This window comes from Pseudoalteromonas sp. AWM4_233, from assembly GCF_056158285.1.
In genome coordinates this window covers 837502-862867 of sequence record NZ_JBSWSZ010000113.1, presented here as the reverse complement: position 1 = coordinate 862867, position 25366 = coordinate 837502, and the positions used below count along the sequence as shown (strand labels likewise).

General features: G+C 41.2%; 28 protein-coding genes and 1 riboswitch. Of the genes, 13 read left to right on the top strand and 15 right to left on the bottom strand.

The window, feature by feature from the left end; all coding sequences use genetic code 11:
- Positions 1-12: 12 nt before the first annotated feature.
- On the bottom strand, positions 13-1812 hold the full coding sequence (locus ACXAC4_RS25205; protein ID WP_475167212.1) for a cellulose binding domain-containing protein: 1800 nt from the start codon (positions 1810-1812) through the stop codon (positions 13-15).
- Between the two features lie 216 nt (positions 1813-2028).
- Positions 2029-2111: riboswitch (cyclic di-GMP riboswitch) on the bottom strand.
- 517 nt (positions 2112-2628) lie between these two features.
- Here ACXAC4_RS25205 and bla point away from each other — a divergent pair.
- Positions 2629-3528: a class A beta-lactamase, subclass A2 gene (gene bla / locus ACXAC4_RS25200; protein ID WP_475167209.1), complete on the top strand. Its 900-nt coding sequence runs from the start codon at positions 2629-2631 to the stop codon at positions 3526-3528.
- Positions 3529-3595: 67 nt separating this feature from the next.
- On the opposite strand, the gene ACXAC4_RS25195 is transcribed toward bla, so the two are convergent.
- The 3 genes from ACXAC4_RS25195 to ACXAC4_RS25185 form a co-directional block, all read right to left on the bottom strand.
- Positions 3596-4234: a 2OG-Fe(II) oxygenase gene (locus ACXAC4_RS25195; protein WP_475167207.1), complete on the bottom strand. Its 639-nt coding sequence runs from the start codon at positions 4232-4234 to the stop codon at positions 3596-3598.
- Positions 4235-4334: 100 nt separating this feature from the next.
- Entirely contained in the window at positions 4335-4799 is a 465-nt protein-coding gene (locus ACXAC4_RS25190; protein ID WP_475167752.1) for a low molecular weight protein-tyrosine-phosphatase, read from the bottom strand.
- 37 nt (positions 4800-4836) lie between these two features.
- The gene (locus tag ACXAC4_RS25185) at positions 4837-5388 is read right to left on the bottom strand and encodes a TetR/AcrR family transcriptional regulator (protein WP_475167205.1); all 552 of its coding nucleotides are present in this window, start codon (positions 5386-5388) and stop codon (positions 4837-4839) included.
- 86 nt (positions 5389-5474) lie between these two features.
- Here ACXAC4_RS25185 and ACXAC4_RS25180 point away from each other — a divergent pair, with 86 nt between their 5' ends.
- The 5 genes from ACXAC4_RS25180 (at position 5475) to ACXAC4_RS25160 (ending at position 10295) form a co-directional block, all read left to right on the top strand.
- Positions 5475-6011: a dihydrofolate reductase family protein gene (locus ACXAC4_RS25180; protein WP_475167203.1), complete on the top strand. Its 537-nt coding sequence runs from the start codon at positions 5475-5477 to the stop codon at positions 6009-6011.
- Between the two features lie 138 nt (positions 6012-6149).
- Positions 6150-7163 (top strand): ACR3 family arsenite efflux transporter, encoded by a 1014-nt coding sequence (arsB, locus tag ACXAC4_RS25175; RefSeq protein WP_475167202.1) that lies wholly within the window; start codon positions 6150-6152, stop codon positions 7161-7163.
- A gap of 130 nt (positions 7164-7293) precedes the next feature.
- Positions 7294-8859 (top strand): DEAD/DEAH box helicase, encoded by a 1566-nt coding sequence (locus ACXAC4_RS25170; protein WP_475167201.1) that lies wholly within the window; start codon positions 7294-7296, stop codon positions 8857-8859.
- An 83-nt stretch (positions 8860-8942) separates the two neighbouring features.
- On the top strand, positions 8943-9812 hold the full coding sequence (locus ACXAC4_RS25165; RefSeq protein WP_475167200.1) for an HDOD domain-containing protein: 870 nt from the start codon (positions 8943-8945) through the stop codon (positions 9810-9812).
- Positions 9813-9890: 78 nt separating this feature from the next.
- The gene (locus ACXAC4_RS25160; RefSeq protein ID WP_475167198.1) at positions 9891-10295 is read left to right on the top strand and encodes a GFA family protein; all 405 of its coding nucleotides are present in this window, start codon (positions 9891-9893) and stop codon (positions 10293-10295) included.
- Between the two features lie 15 nt (positions 10296-10310).
- Here the strand turns inward: ACXAC4_RS25160 and ACXAC4_RS25155 are convergent, their stop codons facing one another.
- The 7 genes from ACXAC4_RS25155 to ACXAC4_RS25125 form a co-directional block, all read right to left on the bottom strand.
- A complete protein-coding gene (locus ACXAC4_RS25155) occupies positions 10311-11012 on the bottom strand; it encodes a GNAT family N-acetyltransferase (RefSeq protein WP_475167196.1) in 702 nt (233 codons plus the stop codon).
- A gap of 4 nt (positions 11013-11016) precedes the next feature.
- Positions 11017-11469, bottom strand: coding sequence for a DMT family transporter (locus ACXAC4_RS25150; RefSeq protein WP_475167195.1), 453 nt, complete (start codon positions 11467-11469; stop codon positions 11017-11019).
- The gene (locus tag ACXAC4_RS25145; protein WP_475167194.1) at positions 11466-12092 is read right to left on the bottom strand and encodes a nitroreductase family protein; all 627 of its coding nucleotides are present in this window, start codon (positions 12090-12092) and stop codon (positions 11466-11468) included. The genes ACXAC4_RS25150 and ACXAC4_RS25145 overlap by 4 nt, the downstream gene beginning before the upstream one ends.
- Positions 12093-12183: 91 nt before the next feature.
- Positions 12184-12783: a Crp/Fnr family transcriptional regulator gene (locus tag ACXAC4_RS25140; RefSeq protein ID WP_475167192.1), complete on the bottom strand. Its 600-nt coding sequence runs from the start codon at positions 12781-12783 to the stop codon at positions 12184-12186.
- Between the two features lie 127 nt (positions 12784-12910).
- On the bottom strand, positions 12911-13036 hold the full coding sequence (locus tag ACXAC4_RS25135; protein ID WP_475167189.1) for a hypothetical protein: 126 nt from the start codon (positions 13034-13036) through the stop codon (positions 12911-12913).
- A gap of 332 nt (positions 13037-13368) precedes the next feature.
- Positions 13369-13749: a hypothetical protein gene (locus tag ACXAC4_RS25130; RefSeq protein ID WP_475167749.1), complete on the bottom strand. Its 381-nt coding sequence runs from the start codon at positions 13747-13749 to the stop codon at positions 13369-13371.
- An 11-nt stretch (positions 13750-13760) separates the two neighbouring features.
- Positions 13761-14051, bottom strand: a complete 291-nt coding sequence (locus ACXAC4_RS25125; RefSeq protein WP_475167187.1) for a hypothetical protein — start codon at positions 14049-14051, stop codon at positions 13761-13763.
- Positions 14052-14528: 477 nt separating this feature from the next.
- Here ACXAC4_RS25125 and ACXAC4_RS25120 point away from each other — a divergent pair, with 477 nt between their 5' ends.
- Positions 14529-15218, top strand: a complete 690-nt coding sequence (locus tag ACXAC4_RS25120; protein ID WP_475167185.1) for a DUF3667 domain-containing protein — start codon at positions 14529-14531, stop codon at positions 15216-15218.
- Between the two features lie 170 nt (positions 15219-15388).
- Here the strand turns inward: ACXAC4_RS25120 and ACXAC4_RS25115 are convergent, their stop codons facing one another.
- From ACXAC4_RS25115 to ACXAC4_RS25100, 4 genes are all read right to left on the bottom strand, one after another.
- Positions 15389-18505: an efflux RND transporter permease subunit gene (locus ACXAC4_RS25115; RefSeq protein ID WP_475167183.1), complete on the bottom strand. Its 3117-nt coding sequence runs from the start codon at positions 18503-18505 to the stop codon at positions 15389-15391.
- Between the two features lie 9 nt (positions 18506-18514).
- Positions 18515-19471 (bottom strand): efflux RND transporter periplasmic adaptor subunit, encoded by a 957-nt coding sequence (locus ACXAC4_RS25110; protein WP_475167181.1) that lies wholly within the window; start codon positions 19469-19471, stop codon positions 18515-18517.
- Positions 19468-20823: a TolC family protein gene (locus ACXAC4_RS25105; protein WP_475167179.1), complete on the bottom strand. Its 1356-nt coding sequence runs from the start codon at positions 20821-20823 to the stop codon at positions 19468-19470. Before ACXAC4_RS25105 ends, ACXAC4_RS25110 begins: the two co-directional genes overlap by 4 nt.
- Positions 20824-20940: 117 nt before the next feature.
- Entirely contained in the window at positions 20941-21273 is a 333-nt protein-coding gene (locus tag ACXAC4_RS25100) for a hypothetical protein (protein WP_475167178.1), read from the bottom strand.
- A gap of 106 nt (positions 21274-21379) precedes the next feature.
- Between ACXAC4_RS25100 and ACXAC4_RS25095 the strand changes: the two genes are divergently transcribed.
- From ACXAC4_RS25095 to ACXAC4_RS25070, 6 genes are read left to right on the top strand one after another with little or no spacing between them, the layout of a single operon-like run.
- The gene (locus ACXAC4_RS25095; RefSeq protein WP_475167175.1) at positions 21380-21775 is read left to right on the top strand and encodes a MerR family transcriptional regulator; all 396 of its coding nucleotides are present in this window, start codon (positions 21380-21382) and stop codon (positions 21773-21775) included.
- Between the two features lie 2 nt (positions 21776-21777).
- Positions 21778-23805 carry a winged helix-turn-helix domain-containing protein gene (locus ACXAC4_RS25090; protein WP_475167172.1) on the top strand — a complete coding sequence of 676 codons (2028 nt, stop codon included), beginning with the start codon at positions 21778-21780 and terminating at the stop codon, positions 23803-23805.
- Positions 23806-23827: 22 nt separating this feature from the next.
- Complete coding sequence (locus ACXAC4_RS25085; RefSeq protein WP_475167169.1) at positions 23828-24235, top strand: VOC family protein; 408 nt, start codon at positions 23828-23830, stop codon at positions 24233-24235.
- 12 nt (positions 24236-24247) lie between these two features.
- Positions 24248-24607 (top strand): GFA family protein, encoded by a 360-nt coding sequence (locus ACXAC4_RS25080; RefSeq protein WP_475167165.1) that lies wholly within the window; start codon positions 24248-24250, stop codon positions 24605-24607.
- 35 nt (positions 24608-24642) lie between these two features.
- Positions 24643-25047: an SMU1112c/YaeR family gloxylase I-like metalloprotein gene (gloA2, locus tag ACXAC4_RS25075; RefSeq protein ID WP_475167160.1), complete on the top strand. Its 405-nt coding sequence runs from the start codon at positions 24643-24645 to the stop codon at positions 25045-25047.
- Positions 25040-25336, top strand: coding sequence for a hypothetical protein (locus ACXAC4_RS25070; RefSeq protein WP_475167156.1), 297 nt, complete (start codon positions 25040-25042; stop codon positions 25334-25336). The genes gloA2 and ACXAC4_RS25070 overlap by 8 nt, the downstream gene beginning before the upstream one ends.
- Positions 25337-25366 lie beyond the last annotated feature (30 nt).

The following is a 25366-nucleotide window of genomic DNA, read 5'->3' as shown; positions in this document are numbered from 1 at the left end:
TTTCTTTCCCTCCTATTGTTGCGCTTCAAAAACGAGGTTGAAGCTCACAGGTACCGCGTAGCTGATCACAGATAAACTTGCTAGCGTCTTAAGGGTCTCAATGCCTGACTCTAGGCCAAAGTCTGTTGCGTTTAGCAGCACGGGTGACAAGCTTTGCACCAGAATGGTTTTGTTTGTAAGGCGTCGAATTATGATGTCAGCTGTGATTTCGTTCGTGACACCAGAGAGGGTAAGGGTAGCCGTAATAGATTGTGTCTCGTCACTACCTATGGGCATGGCAATCAATGCCGCATAATCAACATTAAGTAATACTTCTGCTTGAGGGTAAACCTGCGTATCGAACAAATATTCTTTCATCCTACCGTCGCGGGTTTCATTGTTTGTATCAACACTGTTTAGATCTATGATGAATTGAGCAACTCCATCAGGGCTAATTGAACCACTCAGCGTGTTAAATGTGTGGGCCTCAACTAAGTGCTGTTTTTTAGTCGATACAAAGTAGAGTTGAGAGCTTTGTGGGTTTAGGGTTAGCGGCTCACTGATAGGTGGTGCTTCTGGCGCTGTTACTTTTATCAAGATAGGTTCACTGACGGTATTCATTACACCATCACTGACTGTCAAAGTAACAGAGAACATGCCTTCTTTATCAAACACATAAGTGGGACTTGGTTCGTTAGATTTAGTCCCGTTGCCAAAATCCCAAGTGAAGGTAAGAGGATCTTCATCTAGGTCATAGGAAGCATTACCATCAAAATTCACAGTCAGTGGATATTCTCCGGATGTCACTGAGGCGGATGCCAGTGCAGAGGGGGGATGATTAATGTTTCCATCCGGTGAGCATAAACCGCCGAGTGAAGGGGCAGTTGGAGAATCATTCTCTTGTGCTTTTTGTGCGTTAAAGCCAAAGTCTAAGCTCTGACCTGGGTGAATTGTTTTGTTGTAGTTCTCGCTGGTGATTTCATACGGGTTACTTCCGCTATGTAAGCCGTGCCATACCCCAGTTAATTTGGTGTTATCAGAAAACGCCATGAGAACTTTCCAGTTTTCAATAGCGACATTTTCGGTGTTGGTCATAGTAACTTTACCACGGAACCCTGAGATCCACTCTTCTTCTACTTCAAACACACATAGAGCAGATTCAGGCTGAGCTTCACTAATCGTGATTTCAATTGGTGTCGCAGAATAGCTGCCATTTTCATTGCTTAAGGTGAGTGAGGCGGAATAAGTACCTGGTTGATCGTAAACATGTTGCGGGTTTGTCTCAGAGGAGCGAGAGCCATCCCCGAAATCCCATAAATAACTCATAGAGTCTGATGAAGAATGAGTGACTTGGCTTGAAAATGAGATGGTTGCAGGGGCAGTACCTTGTATGTTTGAGGCGGTAATTGCAACTTCAACAATATCGTTATCTGAGTCTAAGTTATCATCGCAGATCCCGAATAATCTGGGCGAAACAACAGTTTGGCCTGGTGTTTTTTGAACGTTAAAGCCAAAAGACTGAGTCGAGTTAGGGTGAATATGACGATTCCAGCTTAAGTTTTCTAATTGATATGGGTTATTGCCATTTAGTTGAGTTCGCCAAGCATTGGTAATTAACTCTCCCTGACTAAACTCCAGTCCGACTTCCCAGCCCTCTATCGTTGTGGTTGTGTTGTTGTGAACGGACACTTCTGCGGTGTAGCCACTTTGCCATTCATTAGTGACTTTGAACTCACATTGTGCCGCTAAGCTTTGTGTGGTGTACCCTAAAGCGACTATGCAGACCCCGACTGGTAGGTATCGATGCTGCTTGTTGTAACTATGTTGTCTCATAAAATTCCCCGAAACATTACCATCTGAAATGTTGTTTCCTTGCTGTTCGCTGCCGAGTGGGCATTGACCAGAGCGAATGGGCTTTAAATAGTGAGCACAAGTTTGGTTACTAAGAGAGACTAAACTAGAAGAGGGCAATGATTACCAAAGGCGTAAATACCAAAAGGCAGCGCACACACAATATGTGTGTAACAACCTAGCACCCTATTAGTGGCATTCAGCAACCCCGCTATCTTAGTTTTCACCTTAGACCGGAAGCTTTGCGTCCCTTTCTTTCGAAAGGTTTGCTATTTTAAGCCTGTAATACCGATCTTCATTAATACTCAACCGTTTTGAGAGATTAAAACTGATGCTATCTGCGTTAAAATTTCTTATTTAGAACAACTAAATAGAAAAATTTTCGCCTTGCAAGCATCAAGTCTTCTTTGCCTCAAAATAAATCGTTTAATTAAGAAGATTGGTATAAAAGGAAGTTAGTTTAAAGCTGTCAGAAATACAAAGCGAAAACTAAAAGTTCACATTGTTTGCACATTTCGACAAGTGCAACCATGAACGGTTTTACACACTTCAAATACTTCCTAATATTCAATAAACCTTTGCTTACTCCTTAATATAATTAAAGAAAATTAAGCAAGTTTGGTTTGAGATGGACTTATGTTACACGCGGTTCATCTTCAAACTTGGTTTATATAAAAACATCTTAGAAACAAAATATGTGGCAAATAAGGAAGCGAGTATAATTTTTAAGATATTTTAGGTTACACTGCGAAGCTGTACCTAATTAAATTACTCGTGCTGGTTATAAGGAATTAAGCAATGAGAAGCTATCTCTTAGTTGCAATCATAGTATGTTTACTCCCATGGTGTGTTGATAGCAAACCAATTGATACGCTAAAAGCCGACATTGAGTTGCTTCTAGATTCTAAGAGGGCAAAGGTGGGGGTTTCAATCTGGGACCAAAATGCCGAACCTGTGTTTTCATTCAATGGCGATTCTAAATTACCCATGCAGAGTGTCTTTAAGTTTCATATTGCTGCGGCTGTTTTATCAGAAGTTGATAAGGGCAAGTGGTCTCTTGAAGATAAGATAAAGATTACACCGAATGACTTAGATAATGGATTATGGAGCCCAATCCGAAAAAAGTACCCAACTGGAACAGAGCTCACACTTTCCGAAGTCATCAGGTACACAGTCTCAGTAAGTGACAATGTAGGATGTGACATTCTATTAAGCATGCTTGGCGGCCCTAATAAGCTCGAAGCCTATTTGCGTCAATCAGGCATAAAAGATATTGCCGTAATATATAATGAAGAAAACATGCAAAAGGTGTGGCAGCGTCAGTATGAGAACTGGACAACCGCGAATGCTGCTAATACCGCGTTAAGGCAATTTTATATTAATAAAAACCTGCTTTCGGATAAAAGCCATCAATTTCTTTGGGATGTGATGAAAGGCTCTAAGACAGGTCGTAAAACAATTAGAGCAGGTGTGCCAAAAGATATACAAGTTGCGCATAAAACAGGCCACTCAGGTAAAAATGCGTATGGTGTGACAGGTGCTCAGAACGACATTGGTATTGTGTTTCTTCCAAGTGGTCAACATTACTATATCAGTGTATTGGTAAGTGACTCTTATGAAACGAGTGAAACGAATCAAAATATCATTGCAAAAATATCTGAATTAACGTGGCAGTTTTTTACAAATAAAACCCTATAGTGGTGTTATTGAAATCATTGTAAGAGCGCATTAGCGAATAAGGCGCTCTTACATTAGTGGTAAATACTTAACGTGGCGGGTCAATTTGTCCATTTACACTATTATTGACCCTAAACCAGCCTGCAATTGAAAAGCGTTCAGCCTTTGCTGGCAGAACTTCATGAGGAAACTCGTCACTGAGAAAAGTAACAAGGGTGCCAAAATGTGGCGAAACACGGGTAAGTTCTTTGTCGTGATCTTCACCGTCATAAATGACCAACTCTCCGCCATTTTCGGCTTGCCAATCTGGGTTTAAATACAAGACAGTAGAAAGTAAACGGTTGGTTTGGCCCTTGAATGCATCAAGGTGCTTTTTGTAAAAAGCACCAGACTGGTAGTGCGCAAAATGACATTCGTAGCTAAATAGTCCCATGAATAAACGCTTATTCATGTAAGCTTTTAACTCATCCATATAGTCTAGAAAGCAACCTTCAAGTGCGTTGCTGTTATCTAACCAATGAATTTTGTCACTGCGAATGGTTTCATTCTTTTGATGATCATCTTTGCGACCGATACCTGCTTCATCAAACGTGTCGAAGTCAAACTCTGCAAGACGAGATTTTAGCGCCTGAAGCGCAGGTAAATCTTGGTCTAGCGTTTGAATGCTGTAGCCTGTAAATTGCAAGTCTTGGGCAATGTTGGCAAAGAGTTCTGTATTATTGGTCACAAATTTGCTCATCTAAAATAGTTTGGCTGCGTTTTACCATAGAAACAAATCTTAGACGAGCATGAAATTTGATTTTATTGCGCTGGCTTAAGTTTTAACGCTATTTTTGTGTTTCTTTAATCTTGGCTAACAGTTTGTCTGAAGCCTCTTCAATCAAATCTAATACCAGTTCAAAGCCATCACCTGCGCCATAATAAGGATCTGGTACTTCATCGTATTGGCTATCTGCGTAACTTAAAAATAGCTTGAGTTTGTGTTGATGTTCATTCGGACAACTAGCTTGAAGGTCAGCTAAGTTTTGCTTGTCAGCCGCTAAGATCAAGTCGAATTCTGTAAAATCACTTTGCTTAACCTTGCGAGAATACTGACCTTTAAAGCTGTAACCTCTTTTTTCACCCGCTTTCATTGAACGGTTATCGGGTTTCTCGCCACTGTGATAACCGATGGTGCCTGCAGAGTCTATGTTTAAATTTAGCCCTAGTTCTTTAGCTTTGTGTTTCAGCACAGCTTCACCCGTTGGTGAGCGGCAGATGTTACCCATGCAAACAACTAGAATTTTTGAAATGTCAGCGTTCATCAAAGTCTCTCCCTAATAGCGGCGTTTATTCTAAAACCATTGTTTTACAAATAAAAGTAACAGGTTGCTCTATCATCTCAAGGTTTAGTTCACCTCGGTTGGGGTTACACTCCATAGCAAGGGCAAAACCATGTAAATAATCAACGAGCAAATGCAGCACGGTTTGTTGTGTGTCTGTATTTAAATCTAGTGACTCAGTTATACGCTCGAAACGTGCTGCGAAGACCTCGGCTGGGCCAACCATTTTACTGCTGAGTAAGGTTTGTAAAAGCCCACGATACTTATCAAGTATCGCTAAATAGCTTTTACTTAATTCGTAAACTTCTTGTTGCCAATGCAGTGATTGTGGGTCATGAATTTCGTTGATCAATGACACAGCCACAGCCTCGAGCAATGCATCTTTGTTTTTAAAGTAATGGTAAATGGCCATGGCATCGACATTTAATGCAGCTGCCAAAGCTCGAATGCTTGGTGGCTTGCCTTTTTCAAGCATGAGTTGCTTTGCTTGGTCGATGATGATGTCTTGGCTTAACTGTTTTTGTGCTGGGCGGCCTCTTTTTGTTTGCTTGACACTCATCAAAATATCCCTAATTATATAATTAATTCTACGGTGTAGAATTTTAGTCAAGTTTTAAGTTTTATACAAGTTAAAAGAGGTGTGTAATGACAAACACGGTCTATATAGCAACCAGTCTTGATGGCTTTATTGCAGACAAAAACAACCAAGTAGATTGGTTACATCAAGTGCCAAATCCAACTGGCGATGACTGTGGTTTTGCTGAATTTCTGCAGAACATAGACGCGTTAGTGATGGGCCGTAATACATTAGAAGTGGTATTGAGTTTTGACTGTGATTGGCCGTATTCAAAGCCTGTATTTGTATTGAGTAATACGCTACAGCAAGTACCTGAAAAGTTGAAAGACAAGGTGTTTTTAGTCAAAGGTGAATTAAAAGAGGTGGTCGAAAACTTGAATAAGCAAGGGTTCAAACATCTTTATATTGATGGCGGTAAAACCATTCAAGGGTTTCTGCAACAAGATTTAATTGATGAGTTAATCATTACGACTATTCCAATTTTACTTGGAGGCGGTATTCCTCTTTTTGGAGAACTCAAAGCACCTCTCCAGTTTAAACATGTGAAAGCCATACGATATTTGGATTGCTTAGTTCAAAACCACTTCATTCGCGCGGACTATTAGCTTTTACAGTTAGAAGCTTAGATATATGAAATTCCATATATCTATTTGGATTTGATTGGCTTAGAATATATGAAAATTCATATATTCTTGTTTGGCACTGTTTGACACAAGAATGAGCCAGTTAAAAGTGAGTAAAATATGGGACTATTTGAGCGATATTTATCGGTTTGGGTTGGGCTAAGTATCTTAGTTGGCGTTGTTGCAGGTAACTTTATGCCAGACGCCTTTGCAGTCGTTGCAGGTTTAGAATTCTTTCATGTCAATTTAGTCGTTGCTTTGCTCATTTGGGTGATGATCTTTCCTATGATGGTGCAAGTTGACTTTGCAGCCATTAAAGATGTCGGCAAAAAACCAAAAGGGATTATCCTCACTTTGGTACTTAATTGGCTCATTAAACCTTTCACAATGGCTTTGTTAGGTTGGTTGTTTTTTAAAGTCTTTTTCGCGTCAATGGTTGACCCACAAAGTGCGAACGAATATATCGCAGGTATGATTTTATTGGGTGTTGCGCCCTGTACTGCGATGGTATTTGTGTGGAGTCAACTAACCAAAGGGGATGCAAACTATACCCTTGTTCAGGTGTCGGTGAACGACATTATCATGGCATTTGCGTTTGCGCCGATCACCGCGCTTTTGCTTGGGGTGAGTGACATTTCTGTCCCTTGGGAAACATTGATTATCTCAGTCGTTTTGTATGTTTTGATCCCATTGGCTGCAGGTTTTGCGTTTAGGCGCTTTTTACTGAAACAGCAGGGTGATGGGCAGTTAAATCAATTTCTGACTGGTATTAAGCCTTTTTCTGTTATTGGTTTGTTAGGCACAGTGGTATTGCTATTTGGCTTTCAAGCACAAACGATTATTGAACAGCCGCAAGTCATCGGCTTAATTGCTATTCCGCTACTTATTCAAACTTATGGTATTTTTGCATTGGCGTATTGGTTTGCTAAAAAGCTAAAGTTACCTCATAACATTGCCGCCCCCGCATGTATGATCAGCACCTCTAACTTTTTCGAACTGGCAGTCGCTGTGGCGATTTCAATGTTCGGCTTGCATTCGGGTGCTGCACTTGCAACCGTAGTGGGCGTATTGGTCGAAGTTCCTGTGATGCTCAGTCTTGTGTGGTTTGCAAATAAAACGCGCCATTGGTTTTAAGAAATAATGAGCACTTGAAAGTCGATTTCAGGTGCTCAGAGTCTATACTGCTTGAATAATCCACATTCTCTTTTTGCTAAATTAGCTGCGATCCTGTACCCTGCATCGCCTTACAAATTTGAGTAAATATATGCAATTTTCTGATCTCGCTTTATCCCAAAATATTCTTCAAGCTTTAACCGACAAAGGTTATACCCAACCAACTCCCATTCAAGCACAAGCTATTCCTGCCGTTTTAGAGGGCAGAGATGTGATGGCTGCCGCACAAACGGGCACAGGTAAAACGGCAGGCTTTACGCTGCCTATGCTTGAACTACTCAGTAAAGGGGATAAAGCTAGAGCGAATCAGGTGCGTGCATTGGTGTTAACACCAACGCGTGAGCTAGCGGATCAGGTTTGGCAAAATGTTGAAACTTATTCACAGCATTTAAATCTGTCGACACAGGTTGTATATGGTGGGGTTAAAATTAACCCGCAAATGATGAAGTTGCGTCGTGGTGCAGACATACTAGTCGCAACACCCGGCCGTTTACTGGATTTATTCCAGCAAAATGCCATCAAGTTCGACAGATTAGAGCTATTTGTATTAGACGAAGCCGATCGCATGTTAGACATGGGTTTTATTCACGACATTAAGCGTGTGATTAAATTGCTTCCTAAAAATCGTCAAAACTTAATGTTCTCTGCGACTTTCTCTGATGAAATTCGTGAACTGGCAAAAGGCCTTATCAACGATCCGGTTGAGATTTCAGTGGCGCCAGCGAACAGCACAGTGAAAAGCATTGAGCAAAGCGTTTATGAAGTAGACAGAAGTAAACGTACCGGCTTACTTAAGCATTTAGTGAAAACACATAACTGGCAACAGGTGCTTGTCTTTACTCGTACTAAACACGGTGCAAACCGTTTGGTTCGTGATTTAGAAAAAGCAAAAATTGCGGCTGCAGCTATTCATGGTAATAAGAGCCAAAATGCTCGGATGAAAGCTCTCACGGGTTTTAAAGATGGCGAAGTGCGTGTGCTGGTGGCAACTGACATTGTTGCTCGTGGTTTAGATATTCAAGAGTTACCAAATGTAGTGAACTTCGATTTACCGAATGTATATGAAGATTATGTGCATCGAATTGGCCGTACTGGTCGTGCAGGCGCAACTGGCGAGGCTGTATCGTTTGTAACACATGAAGATGCTGATGATTTATTTGGGATTGAACGACTCATTCAAGAACTTATCCCGCGTAAAATTGAGCCGGGGTTTGAACCGCAAAACCCAGTGCCAGAATCTAAGCTAGACACACGTCCACTGAAAAAGAAAAAGCCTAAGAAACCGAAAAAACCTAAGCAAGTAGATGGTGAACTGGCAAAAGCGTCAACAGGTAATCAGCAGAGTAAAGCTAAACCAAATTCAAGCAACGCAGCTAAGCTGAAGTCAAAGCCTATGTCGCAAGGTAATCGCGCTGAAGGCGACAAATCGAACGCTAAGAAGCCGCGCAGAAATAAGACTAATTCTGGAAGTCGCAAACCGCAAAATGGGAATAATAAGCCGAGCGGTCAAGGGCAACGCAGTGAGCAAGGGAAGGCAAATAACTCGAATCGCTCAAATAATAGTAATCGCCCAAGTAACGGTAATCGTTCTAGCAATGGCAATAATACTGGCGCGAACAAACCAAAAAGAAGTAGTTACAGAAATACACGTGGTTAATGTAAATTCACACTAAAGCATTTTGTTAGTTTTTTGAATCAAGGCCTATACTTTTAGTATGGGCTTTGTTTTGAGGATGCTACATGACGAATGCGCTAGCAAAACAAATAGACAACATACCTATGTTGCCGAGTGTGATAGCTCAACTCTTGTCTTTGTCTGTTGATGATCCTGACTATTTCAACAAAGTTATCCATCTTGCAGAGTCCGATCCCACGTTTGCATTACGGACTATAAAATTAAGCAATAGCGTCTTGTTTGGCACTCACCAACCCATCACTAATATTCACGATGCAGTTATTAGGATTGGTATAGATCAAATCCATAATTTATTGGCATCTATTGCGGTCACTAAGGTATTTCTACCAGTCACAATGTCAGAAAAAAGGCTTTGGCAGCACTCAATTGAAGTCGCTTGTTTAGCTAGGTTAATAGCTAGCCATTTGAATGAGTGCAACATTAAACCTGAACAAGCATATTTGGCCGGCTTACTTCACGATTTGGGCTTATTTCTTCGCTTTCAAGAGAGCCAAGAACAGTTTAACCATATTGACGATTATGTATGGTCAACACCTGCTCAGCATGTTGAGGCAGAAAAGAATCTATTTAAAGAGTCACATGCCAATTTATCAGAGTTAATCTGCCATCAATGGGGAGTACCCAAACTTATCTCTAATGTGGTTGCACACCATCACCACTATGAATTAGCTGAACAAACGAAAGAGGCAGATGAAATAAATCACCTCATCAGAGTGATTCAATTGGCCGATCTCTGCAGTGAAATGGTTTACAACATGCAAGGTGTGACAAAAAAAACCGTCATACAAGAAATAAAAAAAATACCAGCCTTAGCTAATTGGGCCAGAGCACACCTTAATTCAATTAAAGCATTGGATGATGGAAAGGCTGCGCTTGAGCAAGCGCATGAGTTATATAATCAGCTTTTAAACTAACTTTCGGTTTTGCTTTGCGCAAATTCTCTTTATTATAACTAGCGTTAAACTTTAGCGGTTTTTTAAAGAGGGGTAAGCATGTATCAGGGAAGCTGTTTATGTGGCGAGGTTAAAATTGAAGTAGGGCAGATCAGTTCTATTATTCACTGTCATTGTTCTTTGTGTCGTAAATCGAGCGGTTCAGCATTTGCTACCAATGGCTTTGTTAATGCGAGTGAATTTAAAATCACTGCTGGCGCAGAGAATATAAGCTTTTACGAGATGAAGCCGGGCAGAAAAAGGCATTTTTGTAAGACTTGTGCATCACCTATTTATAGTTCAAATGAAGCTGATCTGAGCCGTTACCGGTTAAGACTAGGCATTTTAGATTCTGACATCACAGAGCGCCCAATCTCTCATAACTTCGTTACATCAAAAGCGTGTTGGGATAGCCTAAATCAAGATTTACCCCAGTACGAAGCCCACGAGCCAAACCGGCAATAAGAATTTTAAAGTGGTCTAGATTTCTTGGCTGGGCTCTAGGTGATAAACCTCAGCGAGCAAGCTGAATCCCATTTGTTGGTAAAGTGGTAAACCTGCTTTTGAAGCTTGTAGTGCCATTAAGCGAGTATTTTGGCGCTTAGCAAAATCAACCAGGTGATGCATAAGTGTTTTTGCTATGCCTTGGCCTCTAAAATTAGGATCGACACCTACTTGATGTACGCCCATCACGTCATCGCTTTGAAATGCGATGGCGGTGCCAGCTATGGTCCCGTCAACTTTATAAGAAAACAATGTGGCATTTGGGTTTGAAAGTAGGGGTAATAGAGCTTCTGGCGCGATGCTATAGCCAAATGCGTTTGAACAAGCTTGAGCCCAAGATGGTAAGTCATCTGGCTGAGTTAACACTTCAACTTGGCTTGACCCATTAAATTGTGTTTTTTCTAAAGGTAAAACCATGGCTTGCAGTGACATTTTTACTTGCTCTGAACTATGCTCTGCTGGTTTTAAAATCGTCACTCTAGATTTGCCTACTGGTAATGGATGCACTTTTTCTGAGTAATCTATGCCAAAGTCAGCCTGCCAAGCTTTATTTGGCCAATTGGTATGTATTTTTAGTTTTTGCTCGCTTTTTCGCTCACTTTTTAGCTCCGGGCTGTGCGACATTGCAGACCAAAAGGCGTCTAAATTCTGTAAGTTTTTTGCGAGTTCTGAAGTCATGATCTTAGTCCCTGTTAATTAAAATAATACCGACGATGAGCAGTGCACTGCCTAATAGTTTGCTACTGGTTATGAGTTTTTGAGGGCTTTCAAATAGTCCAAAATGGCTGATCAGCATGGCGATAACAAGCTGACCAGTGAGGGCATAACTCATCATCATTCCAGCGCCCATTTTTGGAATGAGCCAATACATAGCACCGACGCCGACCACACTTAAAGTACAAGAAAACCACAAATACCAAGGCACACTTGTCAGCTGTATGTTACTAAAAGTGATTTGCAGCGTCTTAAACTGGCTGAGCACAATAAAGCTGGTGATAAGCGCAAAGCTGGCTAAAAACGCAAAACCTGTGGCTAGAAGCGCACTATTTAAGTGTACCCCGAGCCTTGCATTCATGGCTGCCTGGATAGCAATACAGCCGCCAGCAAGAATTGCCAGCATACCGAGCGAATTCATAATGTTACCACCAACTGCTCGGTTGTTTTTCGAAATTTAGGTCGAGTTGCAGTGCTGTCATTTTTACTGCGAATACCGACAGGGCAAAGAATAGCTGCATTGAGCCCTTGTTTATCGAGCCCAAGCACTTGGTTGATACCTTGAGTATCAAACCCTGCCATAGGAGCTGCATCAATTTGATTCATTGCTGCATAACTGAGGAGTTTGCCCAGTGCGATGTAGCATTGTTGTTCTGCCCAAACACTTTGTTCTGTTGATGCTCTACTCAAAATGTCTTGTGAGATGATGTCTTTATATGCAGATAAGGTTTCAGCTTCTTTGCCTTGAGATACTGCAAGTTCACTAATATAACTGGTGATAGTATCAGCAGTGATCTCGGTATAATTTGCCAATACCAATAAATGTGAGCACTCGGCGACTTTGTTTTGCCCGTAACTAAATTCTAAGCAGGCATTTTTAAGTGCAGCACTTTCAACAATTAAAAGTTTGTAAGGTTGCATGCCATAAGCGCTGGCACTGAGTCTGACGCTCTCAGCTAAACCATCAATTTGTGTTTGCGATAAAGTCTGGTTTGAAAATTCTTTTACAGCGTAGCGCCAGTTTAGTGCATCTAAATAGTTCATAGCTTTCATTCCTGCATGTGGTTGATGTGGTAAGTTTATGAAAGCTGAACTTTGAACGCCTTTACATATGTTGATAAAAGCAATTAAATATTTAACCTGAGCTCAGGTTATTTAGATCTTTTCTAATACGACTCAACTGGGTAGGTGTGATCCCAAGGTAACTGGCAATGTGGTACTGAGGGAGTCTCGACAAAATTGCCTCGTACTTGTCTAAAAACATTAAATATCGCTGTTTTGCTTCGTGTTGTAAGTATCCAATCTCTTTAGGCTCTTTTTCTAACAGCCAATGTTGCTCTAAATAGTTGATATGAAATGCCATAAGTTCATTATCAGCAAACAACTCACGGCGAAATTGTTTAAAATCGATGGTTATGATGTCACAGTCTTCGAGCGCTTCTATGCCTAAAAAACTGGTGTCATTGTTTAGTAAGGCACTCATTGAGCCTGGAAAACGTCCTTCAGCAAAGAAGTTTTTATTAAACTCATTACCTTCTGCATCTATCAAATAAGCGCGCATCAATCCTTTATGAATAAAGGCAAAACTACTGGGTATTTCACCGATGGCGTACAAGGTTGTGCCTTTAGCGACATGTATAAAGTGGCAGGCACTAAAATAGCGTTTTAAAGCTTGTTCTGATAATGGCGCATATTGTTTAAGTATTTGTTCTAAATGGGTAAATGCAGCTTGCAATGAAGTAAACCTAGATAATGTAAAGACTTTGACTATAACAACTAATAAAAGAATAGGTAAGAATTAAGATAAAGGAAGATTGGGAATTAGGAAGGATTTGGAGGCCAGCGAACTGGCCATACTATAATTAGCGGTTCGAGTGAGACCACTTAGGGTTATAGTTTACGATTTCAGAGCAGATAGCGAAAACATAACCAACAGAAAGAACGGCATAGAAGCAGACAAGCTCTGTAAGGCTTTTAGAAGTATTCATGATTTCCTCTTTGTTTTGTTTATTCGCTCATTAGTCTAATAATTAGAGTTCGAATTATAAAGGTTGTTTTGATCTTTTTAATACAGGAGGGAGTTAAGGGGTTCTAACATTGTTAGGTTATGATTTTAAGGTTCTATTTTAAATTTGGTTTATGTATTTTTTTGTGGGTTTCTTGTGCATGTAGCTTTAGTTTACATTCTTAATAAATGATTAGATATGAAAGTAAATTGGTTCTAAATACAAAATATAATTAGGTTTTTGGTTAGTGGTTCTTGCAGGTTATGGTTTTAACCTTATGATTTATTTTTGTATTTTTTGATTCATGTAGAAGGTTAGTGGGCAAATCTTTTTATCTTTGCGAACAGTAGAAAAACGACGTGGGAAATACATACTGACAAGAATGCGCTGATCCCAAGCGCGCCACCAAATCCTGTTAAGTGAGGGATGAGATACTCAAAAAAAACAGTAAATAAAACCGCAGATAAACAGATGCTTTCAAGACCAAACCGAATTGGGGCGCTCATGCCTACAAAAGTACTGCCAAAAAATACCAAGCTATAAAGTTCAGTATTCAAACCAACCAAGTAGAAAATACCATAGGCTAAAATAGATAAGCAGCTCGACGCGCGTATGGCATCAAAGCGGTTTCGTTTTGCTATCAGGTAGGTTGAAATGGCGCCCAATAACGAGATAAATAACAAATCAATAGCAATCGAATTAAGCATCACATCAATACCTGTCGAGTAAGCACAAATATAGCGACCGAGGTAAACGCAATTCCGCCAAGTCGTCCGCCAAAGCCACTGAACAGACGAATACTTGAAACATAAAGCAAAGTGCCGATGAAGCAAATGAGCGATAATGCCCACAAGCTTTCTATTAATTCGACAGAGCACATACCGGTGAAACAACCTGCATACAAGGTTGCATGGGGGTGGTGAGCGAGTTTTTCATTACTCGGAATAAAGCTTGCGACAAATGCAGGAATACTTGCAGCTAAAACCACAGGGAACACAAAAAAAGCGTGTAATATAAAGCAAGCAAACGCGCCAATTGAGTAGGTGATTAATAGCGTTGAGCTAAAGTGAATTCTGTGAGAAATGAGTTTTGCCTTATTTAAGTGCGCATTTAGTGTGAAATTGAATATTTGCTAAGTTGGTTATATTATCGAATGCGGCATTAAAAATCAGCCAAATATATTTTGTTTTGGCGTAGGACAAATCCAAGTCAATAGCAATAAAAAGCAGCTTGTTTAATACAAGCTGCTTTAATGTCATCAAAAGCGCGTTTTCGAGTTATTTATAAATCAAACTTCATAAAGTTAGCAATACGACCAAAGTCATTAGTCATTGAAGGGGACAGTCTAATTAGAATTAAAGTAACCTTTTATCTTTAATAGTACTTGCGTTGCTCGTATATCTAATATGAAATGGATAAAAGTCATATAACGACGTAAAAACCTATAGTTTTTAAGTGAATAACGAATAATTATATGGAATTGAATTGTAAGAATTGCCAAGCCTTGTTATCTGATGATGCTAAGTTTTGTTCTCAATGTGGGCAAAGCATTAAATCAACCAGGCAACCACTTATTCCTTTTATAAAAGAATCTGTGCATGAATTATTAGACATTGATGGCAGACTGTCTCGAACACTGAAAACTCTTTTCACCAAGCCGGGTTTAGCTTCATATGAGTACGAGCATGGAATGCGCGCAAAATATACGCCACCACTTAGGCTGTACCTGGTTGTTAGTGTGATCTTTTTCTTATTGTTTTCGACATTTCAGCAGTTTTTTATTGTTGCTGAAGATTATTCGACTTCGTCTTTAGATTTGTATTCTAAAGCGATGTTTATCTTGTTCCCACTATTTGCATTTTACATAAAGGCTGTTTATCCAAGTAGTTACATGGTGGGTAATATTGTGTTTTCATTACATATTCACAGCATGAGTTACTTGGTCTTGATTTTAATGGGGCCACTTGAGGTATTAGAACAAAAGCATAGCGTTTTCCTCATTCTACAAGCGCCTATATTGTTATATGCATTGTGGTACTTTATAAAAGCATTTAAGACTATGTATCAGGCATCATGGTTAGTCACACTTTTAAAATCTGGTGTTATTTATTTGGTGTATATGGCGACTATGGGTGTGATGTTTGATGTTGTATTGGGTAAATAAAAGTTCCTGTCTATTTTTATCTAATCAAAAATACACTTCATATACTCAAAATAAGAAGCAGGGTTCCAACACTGCTTCTTAAAGTGGCTATTTTTGAAATGATTGCTTTAGAAAAGATTACTTTAGGAAAGGTTACTTTAGAAAAGGTTACTTTAGAAAAGAAAGTACCGTTATCTTCGATAAACCAATTTATAAAGCGCAGGTAACACCACTAAAGTAAGCAATGTTGAGGTAATAATACCGCCAACGACAACAGTAGCCAGCGGCCTTTGTACTTCTGCACCTGTACCGACATTTAGCGCCATGGGTAGAAAACCAAGGCTTGCGACTAGGGCGGTCATCATTACTGGGCGTAACCTTTGAAGCGCACCTTGCTCGATGGCTTGGTATAGGTTTAAACCTTGCTCCCTGAGCTGCTTGATAAATGACAGCATTACCACGCCGTTTAACACTGCGACACCGGAGAGGGCGATAAAGCCCACAGCGGCAGAAATTGAAAAAGGCATGTCTCTGAGCACTAAAGCCAATACACCACCGGTTAACGCTAATGGTACGCCACTGAAAATGACCAATGCATCCCTGATTGAATTAAACGCGCTATAAAGCAGCCCTAAAATCAATAATAAAGTCACAGGCACAACAATGCTGAGTCGCTGTCTGGCTGATTCGAGTTGCTCAAAAGTGCCACCGTAATTAAGCCAATAACCTGCAGGAAGATTGAGTTCGCCATTCATAAGCGTTTTTGTTTCGCTGATAAAGCTGGCTAAATCTCGTTCATCAACGTTGGCGGTGACAATCACATTGCGTTTGCCGCTTTCACGGTTAATTTGATTCGGCCCTGTGGTTAACTCGATATTGGCCACTTCGCCCAAAGGCACAAACGCCAGATCTGGATTTTGACTTGCAGGTAAAGCCACAGGCAGTGATTTTAAGGCCTCTAAATCTTGTGACCATTGTTTATCAAGCCTGACTAAGAGTTTAAAGCGTTTGTCGCCCTCATAAATTAGGCCTGTTTCAACACCACCGACTGCAGCGGCGAGGGTGTCTTGAATATCACTGACCGTTAAGCCGAGTAATGCCAAATGATCACGCTGTGGTTCAACCGATAAAGTCGGTAAACCAGCCATTTGCTCTAAGCGCACATCGGTGGCACCTTTGACGTTTTTCAATAGTGCAGTGGCCTTTTCACCATATTGTTTAAGTACACTTAAGTCATCGCCATAAATACGCAGTGCCACATCGGCGCGCACACCGGCGATTAATTCGTTAAAGCGCATTTCAATGGGCTGAGTAAACTCGTAGTTATTACCCGGCATGTCTGCGACTTTAGCTCTGAGTCGAGCAAGTACATCGGCTTTACTTTCATCAGGATTGGGCCATTCAGATTTAGGCTTTAAGATCATAAAGGTATCTGCCACATTAGGCGGCATAGGATCGGTGGCGACATCAGGTGTGCCAATCTTTGAGAACACATGCGCCACTTCAGGCATGGTTTTAATGGTGTTTTCAAGCGTTAATTGCATCTCAACCGATTGCTCTAACCCAGTGCCCGTGATCCGCAGCGCATGCATAGCAATATCACCTTCGTCGAGTTTAGGTAAAAATTCAGCCCCAAGTTTTTGTGCTTGCCAAGCGACAATTCCTACAAAAGTGAATGCCACGATGACTAAAGCAACTGAGTGTTTTAAAGAGAAAGCGAGTAACGGCTGGTAAATGGCTTTTGCTGAGCGCATGACTCGATTTTCTTTTTCTTCAATTTTACCTTTAACGAAAATGGCAATGGCTGCAGGCACAAAGGTAATAGAAAAGATCAGCGCGCCAATTAACGCAGCGATTACGGTAAACGCCATTGGTTGGAACATTTTGCCTTCGACGCCTTCTAGAGCAAATAAAGGTAAATACACCAACATGATGATCAGCATGCCAAATGCGGCGGGATTAAAGACCTCTTTGGTGCTGTAATACACAACGTCTAAGCGCTCTTGTAAGGTTAACAAGCGACCGTGTTGCTGTTGCGCTAATCCCAAACGGCGCAGGGCATTCTCAACGACTATGACCGCGCCGTCGACTATTAAACCAAAATCTATGGCGCCTAAGCTCATTAAGTTACCTGAAACACGATTACTTACCATGCCCGTCACGGCAAACAACATACTCAGTGGAATAACCAATGCGGTGATGAGTGCACCTGTGATGTTACCAAGTAATAAAAACAAAATAACGATGACCAACACCGCGCCTTCAAATAGATTTTTCTTTATGGTGGCAATGGTTTTATCAACTAATGTTGTGCGGTCATAAACGGCTTCGACGATGACGCCTTTAGGTAAACTGCTTTGAATTACTTGTAGTTTATCGGCAACTGCTTTGGCAACCACACGACTGTTTTCGTCCATCAACATCATGGCTGTGCCAAGTACTGCTTCTTCACCGCCATAACTGGCAGCGCCGGTTCGCAGCTCTTTTCCGTACGAGACTTTGCCTATGTCTTTAATACGAACAGGTGCATCGTCACGTCTTGCGACTACAAGTTGTTCAATGTCCGTCAGGGTTTTCAATTGCCCAGGAGAGCGAACCAAATACTGCATGCCATTGCGCTCAATATAACCTGCGCCGCGATTGGCATTATTTTGCTCAAGCGCATTAACCACATCGGCAATAGTCAGTTTATACGCCAGTAGTTTGCTCGGCTCTGGGGCGACTTGATATTGCTTTTCAAACCCGCCAATGCTGTTTATCTCTGTAATACCCTTAACTTTCATGAGTTGTGGTTTTATAACCCAGTCTTGCAAAGTGCGTAGTTCTTCTGCGCTGTAAGCTGAGCCATCGGACTTTTTGGCACTGTCTTGTGCTCTGACAATATAGGTAAATATTTCACCTAAACCACTGGCGATAGGGCCCATACTTGGTTCTATGTTTTTGGGCAATTCGCTGCGAATACTTTGCAGCCGCTCGCCTATTTGCTGTCTTGCCCAGTAAATATCGGTGCCTTCGTCAAAAATAACGGTGACTTGAGATAAACCATAACGCGATAGCGAGCGTGTTGTTTCGAGGTTTGGTAATCCTGCCATGGCGTTTTCTATTAAATAGGTGATCCGTTGCTCGGTTTCTAACGGGGTGAAACCGGTGGCTTTGGTATTTATCTGCACCTGTACGTTGGTGATATCGGGCACCGCATCTATCGATAAGCGTGTCATGTTATACACGCCAAATGCGGCAACCAGCAAAGTGGCTGCCATGACTAGCCAGCGACGCTTTACGGCAAAAGATACTATAAAATCAATCATATCTGCTCCTTAGTGCGCGTGGCTTGCGCCGTTTTTTAGAATATCGGCTTTTAAGATGTAACTGTTTTCAGTGACATACTCTTCGCCCGCATTTAAGCCTTCAATGACCGACACCCATTTGCGATTGGCTTTGCCAAGTGTTACATGACGGGCCTCAAAGCGGTTTGCGGTTTTAACAAACACCACGTTTTCTTCTTCTAAGCTTTGAATGGCGGTTTGTTTCACTCTTAATTGGCTCGTAAGCTCTGCCGTTTTTACATCGGCTTTTACATGCATGCCTGGTCGCCAGTGTCCGTCACGGTTGTTTATCACCACTCTTGCCCGGGCGATATGTCCGCCTGTCATCATCGGGGCGATATACGAGACCTTGCCCGAGGTGTTTAAGTGTTGGTGTAAATCGTAAATATCAGCGCTTTGACCGATTTGGAGCTTTTCGATGTTTTCAGGAAATGCCGACAGCTCAACCCACACTTGCTCAAGATTAATGATGGTCAGTAAGGTTTGATCCAATGCCAGTTGCCCCTGTGCAATTAAACGTTCTGTGACTTCACCATCGGCAGGGCTCTTGATGATATAGCTTTGTAAGGTTTGGCGGTTTTGTACTTTGAGTAGCGGCTGGTTTTTTGTCACTCGATCACCAATTTCAACAAATACTTTTTCAACAATGCCCTGATAAGGCGCCATGATGGTGAAAGTGTTGTCTATGGTTGGCGCAACCACGCCAAACAAGGTGTCGTGTTGGCTTATTGTGCCACTGCTCGCACGTTCGGTTTTTATGCCATTGGCAAGAATGGCTTCCTCGGTGAGTACCACGACGTTTTCTTCTTCATCATGTTGTTTCTGAGCCGAAGTCGGCTTTTCATCGTGATCATGCCCTTGGCCAGCAAAAACCATAGGGCTATGAGTCATCCCGAGCGTTGAGAAAGCGAATATTAACGCGATAGTCGATAGTTTTAATGATTTCATAATGTGTTGCTCCATGGCGAAGAAGTTGCAGTTTCTTTAGAGAGAGGTGACTGTGAATGAGCGTTATTTAGAGCTGATAGCGAGGTGTTGCCTATCAAGCGTTGTAATAAAAGGTGCGAATTAAGCATTGATATCTGCGTGTCTATGATCGCTTGCTCGGTATTGAAACGCTCTTTTTGCGCATCTAACAGTTGCAGCACTGAGATCTGACCAAGACGATAACTGTCTAAACTTTGTGAGATTAAAGTTTTTGCCAAAGGGAGTAATTGGCTTTGCAACTGCAAGAGCCTGCGTTGTTGGTTTTGCGCTTGGGCGTAGGTTTGGGTTATCTGCTGTTTAAGAGATTGGCGAATTGATTGCTGCTGCTCACTTAATAAGTCGATTTGCGCACTAGCCGCTTTAATATTGCCTTGTTGCGGATTGCTGAGTTGCAGTGGCATTGCTGCTTCAAACAGCAGTGAAGCACTGTTACTGGTATTATCAAATCTGACTCCAGTGCCCAAAGTAAGATCTGCTACCGAATTAGCTGAAGCCAATTGCATAGCTGCTTGTTCGGCAAGCACTTGTTGTGCGATAAGCTGAATTTCAGGGGCCATATCAATGGCGTTATGTAAGTCAGCTAAATTAGGCAAAGTCAGTTCTGTTTTCAGATTGCTGTTAGCATTGACGTAAGAATTGCTTCGTGTTGGCAGTAATTTTTGAACAGTATTGAAGTCAGTTTCACCTAACCAAAACTGGGCAAGGCGCAGTTTTGCTGTTGTAAATTCACTTTCAAGTTGTTGCTGCTGGAGCTGTAGCGTCCCGTATTCAAACTGCATCCGAGCCACATCGGCATTCGATACCGCACCTGCCGCTGCACGCTGTTTAATGGTATTAAGCGCAGCTGATACCTTGCTTTGCTGCGTTTGACTTAATGCTAACAAACTTTGTAAGTGCATCACCTGGTAATATTGCGCGGTGGCATCAGCAAATACATCGAGTTGCGTGAGTTGATATTCAGTTTGAAATTGCGCTAGTTTGCTATCTTGCATCGCAATGCGACGCTGCACTTTATCGCCGCGTTCAAACAGTTGGCTAATAAGTAAAGTGCCTTCTACACCACTGACACCTTTTGCTTCGTTACTGCCGAATGCATTTTCGAGCGAGAAGCTTAATTCTGGGTTAGGTGATAAACCCGCTTGTAAGCGGTTCGCTTCGATAATTGCAGCTTTTTCTTTGTAAAGTTGCAAACTAGGGTGGTTCGCTTGTGTGCGTTGTAGCACAGTTTTTAGGCTAAGCGGAGTTTGCTCAGCCCACACAGGTTGGTGCATACAAACAGCCAAGCCCATGATTAAAAATGAGATTTTTTTCATGTTCGTTACTCAATTTACTAAAATTCTGGATGAAAATTAACAGTCGAGCGCACACTGGATGGTAGCTAGAAGCTAGAAGCTAGAAGCCATCGGTTTAAAAATGTTGAAATGTGTGCGCTAGGCGTGATTGAGTAAACTCGGAGGCGGTACTAAAGGCGGGTAACTCTTGCTTTGATACGCAGGGTTGTAAGTGCTTATTTGTTCACTGTAAGCCAGCACACTTTGCACTTTAACGCTATTGCCGCTGTGACAAGTGTGGTGGTTATGAATATCAGCGTGGAAAACCTGAGAGCCGTCATCGGCTTGATCGAAATGAGGTGATTTAACTAACTCATGAACATGGACTGGTTCATCATGACTATTATCGGCATGAAAAGGCGCGCGGTCACAGTTTAATAAACTGTGCAGCAAGACCAATACAAAAATGTATGCGATGCGCGATTTCAACATGACTAATCTATAAACCAATAATTTAAATGAGTTTAACCATTTCACACGAATAAAAAGTGCGTTAGTGTAAGGCCACTATAAAGCTTCCAGTAACAGGAAGGTCAACATGAAAATTGCCGAACTTTCAAAATTAACTCAGGTGACCAGTAAAACCATTCGCTATTACGAAGAGATTGGATTATTACCAGAGCCCGCACGTGCTGCCAATGGGTATCGGGTTTATCAGCAAGAGGATGTTGAGCGTTTGTCGTTTATTCGCCGTTGTAGAGATTTACAAATTCCTCTTGAAGAGATTAAAAAAGTGCTTGGATGCGATCATGGCAATGCCTGCGAAGGGCATAATAATCATGTTGATGACATAATTGCAGCGCAGTTAGAGCGAGTTAAAAAAGCCAAAATTGAACTTGAAGCACTAGAGCAAACCTTAACGGGCTTGCTCGAAGGCTGCGATGACGCAAATTCGAGTCAGTGCAATATCTTGCAGAACTTGCGAGCTCACTAAGTATGCACCAGGCACATTTTCATGGTTTCACCATAAACTGGCAATCAGGCGAACTAAGCAAGCAAGGCACTGTAACGCAACTCGAACCTAGGCTGGTGGCGGTGCTTAAAGTGTTATTTGATGCTCAAGGTGAGCTAGTCAGCTATGAGCAATTACAACAACAAGTTTGGCAAGGTGTTATAGTTGCACCTAATGCGTTACAGCGTGTTATCGCACAACTGAGAAAGTCTCTTGGCGATACAGCCAAACAGCAGGCTATTATTAGGACGCATCCAAAACGCGGTTATAGCTTGGTTTTTGTTAATGAAGGCCTTGAAGGTAAAGATCGTGAAAATGAAAAGCTTGAAGTTGAGGCGCTTGAAAAGCAAAACATCACAGCCGCCTACCAAGCCAAACAGAGTCTCTTGAATCAACCCATTGCTTTGTTAGCCGTTGTTTCATTATTAATCGTCATATTTACGTCTATTCATTGGTTTTATAAACCGACGACAAAAGCAGAAGCTGATCAGGCAAATTTAATCAGTTTAGACACACAATCGGAGCAACTAACTCAAGTAATGCCACTGTCTAAGACTGAATTTATTTTTATCGATAAACAAGCTGGCAACCAGTTAGTGCTTCACAATACACAAAACAACCTGAGAGAAGTGCTGTTAAATAAAGCGCATCTTTATGGTCGAATGGTTTTAGCTGAAGATAAACAGCAACTGCGTTTTGGCCAAATCATTGAGCAAAATGGCGTTAAATGCGCCGAGTTGGTGGGTTTAGATATCGAGACAAAAGCGCTTACTCGTGTATTGCCTTGCCAAAATGACTTCAATCACACACCGCTTTTCATAAATGATGAAACACTTTTGTTTATTAAAACCGACAAACAATGGCAGTCAGAGCTGATTTCTTTGAATATTCAAACACATCAACAAACTAGTTTGCTTGCAGGTCAGATTGATAATGCTTTCATATCACCTGATAAAACTCGACTTGCTATAAAGTTTAATAATCAATTACAGCTGTTTGATTTAACAGAGCACAAACTAGAAGCTATTAACTTGACTGAAAGCTTCAACCAGACTTTAAGTTTGGGCAATTTGGTTATGACATTTTCAGACAATGGCAATCTATGGGTAGCGCTAGATAAATCACTTGTAGAATATAGTCCTCAGGGAAAAGTCATCAGCAACACTAACCTAGCCAGCAGCATGCAAGTATCTGAGTTAACCTTTATTGAAGAGCAGTTGTTTGCTTTGCTGGGTCGAGATAACCACCAGGTTCGATTAAGTTCTGTAACAAACCTTAATAATGTCGTTGATATTGCACCTTCTAAATTTACTGATATGCAGGGTAAGTTCCGACCTGAAACAGGTGAAATCAGTGTACTCAGCAACCGAAGTCGTTCAACTCAGATTTGGCTGCAAGAGGGTGAGCAGCTTTTGCAACTGACACAAGCAGGAGCTGTTACAGATCATATTTGGTTAGACAAAAATCGAGTAGCTTATCTCATTGAAAATCATGTTTGGCTTTTAAACCTTGCTGATGAAAACTCTAAGCCAACAAAGCTTCCGCTGAATGTACAAGTAAAACAATTGCTGCAGGCAACAGCCAATACCTTATACGTGCAATCTGAAACAGAATTAAAAACTTCATTAATTTCCATAGAGTTAAAAACAAATAGCCTTAGTACTCTATTTGAAGGGCCTTTTCATTGGGCACAGGTGTTAGCCAATAACACCCTAATATTGAATGACAGCAGCCAACTTAAAAAAGTTGTTTCAGGTCAGGAGCAAGCAATTACAGCTCTGCCAGCATTAACACTTCAGGGCCGCTATTACGTCAAAGGCAATGAGGTCTTTTTGCAAGATAAACAGCAAAATGTTTGGCGCTATAAACCTGCATTAGAGCAAGCCGAAATTATAGGGCGTTTTGATGAAAAAAATTTGTTTATGAGTGACTTCTCAAAACAGTCATTAAAGATGCTGGGTGATAACTTTGTGAAAACCAATAACGAATTGGTCATGGTTGAATTCAAGTAAGTTAAAAATAGATGGGTCGCAGATGTCAGAAGAAATTGAACAAAGTATAGGCTGTATTGCCTTAGTGGTTGAAAACTACGATGATGCCATTGAGTTTTATACAAATAAGCTTAGATTTACCTTAGTTGAAGATACAGACTTGGGAGGCGGAAAACGCTGGGTTCAAGTGTCGCCGCCAAACTCGAATGGCACGAATCTATTATTAGCGCAGGCGAGTTCTGATGAGCAGAAAAACGCAGTCGGAAATCAAACTGGAGGTCGAGTATTTTTGTTTCTTCGTACTAATGACTTTTGGCGCGATTATGAGTTTATGAGAAGTAAAGGCGTGGTGTTTCATGAAGCACCACGAGAAGAGGAATATGGCACAGTAGTGGTATTTCAAGACCTTTACGGAAATAAATGGGATTTACTACAACTTAATAAAAAATAAAGGGAAAATAAGATGCTAAATGCAAGTTGTCATTGTGGGAATATTCAATTAACGATGCCGAAACCTGAGTCACTTACCAGTTGTAATTGCTCTATCTGCCATCGCTTAGCGGCCCTGTGGGGAAACTACCTTCCGCAAGACGTTTCGCTCAATATAGGCCAAGGTGGTACAGAAATTTACAGTCATGGTGATGAATACATACACTTTCATCGCTGTAGAAAATGTGGGTGCACAACCCATTACACCTTGACTGAAAAAGCCGGTAGAGAGAAAACTGCTGTGAATTTTCGTATGGTGGACCCCGCAGCTGCACAAGATATCAAGGTCAGGTGTTTTGACGGTGCGGACACTTGGACGTTTATAGATGAGTAAGTTTTGATAATGTCCTATTTTGCGAGGAGAAGAGGTTGAATTTAAAAGGCATTCATCATGCGGCAATTATTTGCTCTGATTATGAAAGGTCTAAAGCTTTTTACAAACAAGTTTTAGGGTTAAAAGTCGTTGCAGAAAATTACCGAGCAGAGCGAGACTCTTTCAAGCTAGATTTGGCTTTGCCTGATGGCAGCCAAATTGAATTGTTTTCTTTTCTGAATGCGCCAAAAAGAGTGAGCCGCCCCGAAGCTCAGGGGTTAAGGCACTTGGCTTTTTGTGTTGAATGTATCGACACTGAAGTAAAGACATTAGAAAGCCATGGGGTTGATGTCGAGGCTATTCGTGTGGATGAATACACTGGAAAACGCTTTACTTTTTTCCAAGACCCAGATGGTTTACCTTTAGAGTTGTATGAAGTTGAGAGGAGCCAAGATGTCTGATGCGATTTGCCCAAAGTGCCACGAAAAAATCGAGCCTTTTGCAATGTCTCTCGCTTTCTTTCCGTTTTACTTTAAGTGCAATCATTGTAGTGTGAGGCTGAAGCTTAAATCTTTGAAGCTTTTTGCGTCAGTACTCATTACATATTTGTTGGTTGTGGTGTTGATGATTTGGCTTTTACCTGCCTTTAGAGGCTACGCAGTCTTAACGAGTGTGTTTGTCTGGCTTGTGCTTTACAATTTCATTGCGCATAAAATGCTGAGCAAAAATAACCTTTTGATTATTGAGTGAGTTATTCTCAGTACTTTTCTATATCCATAA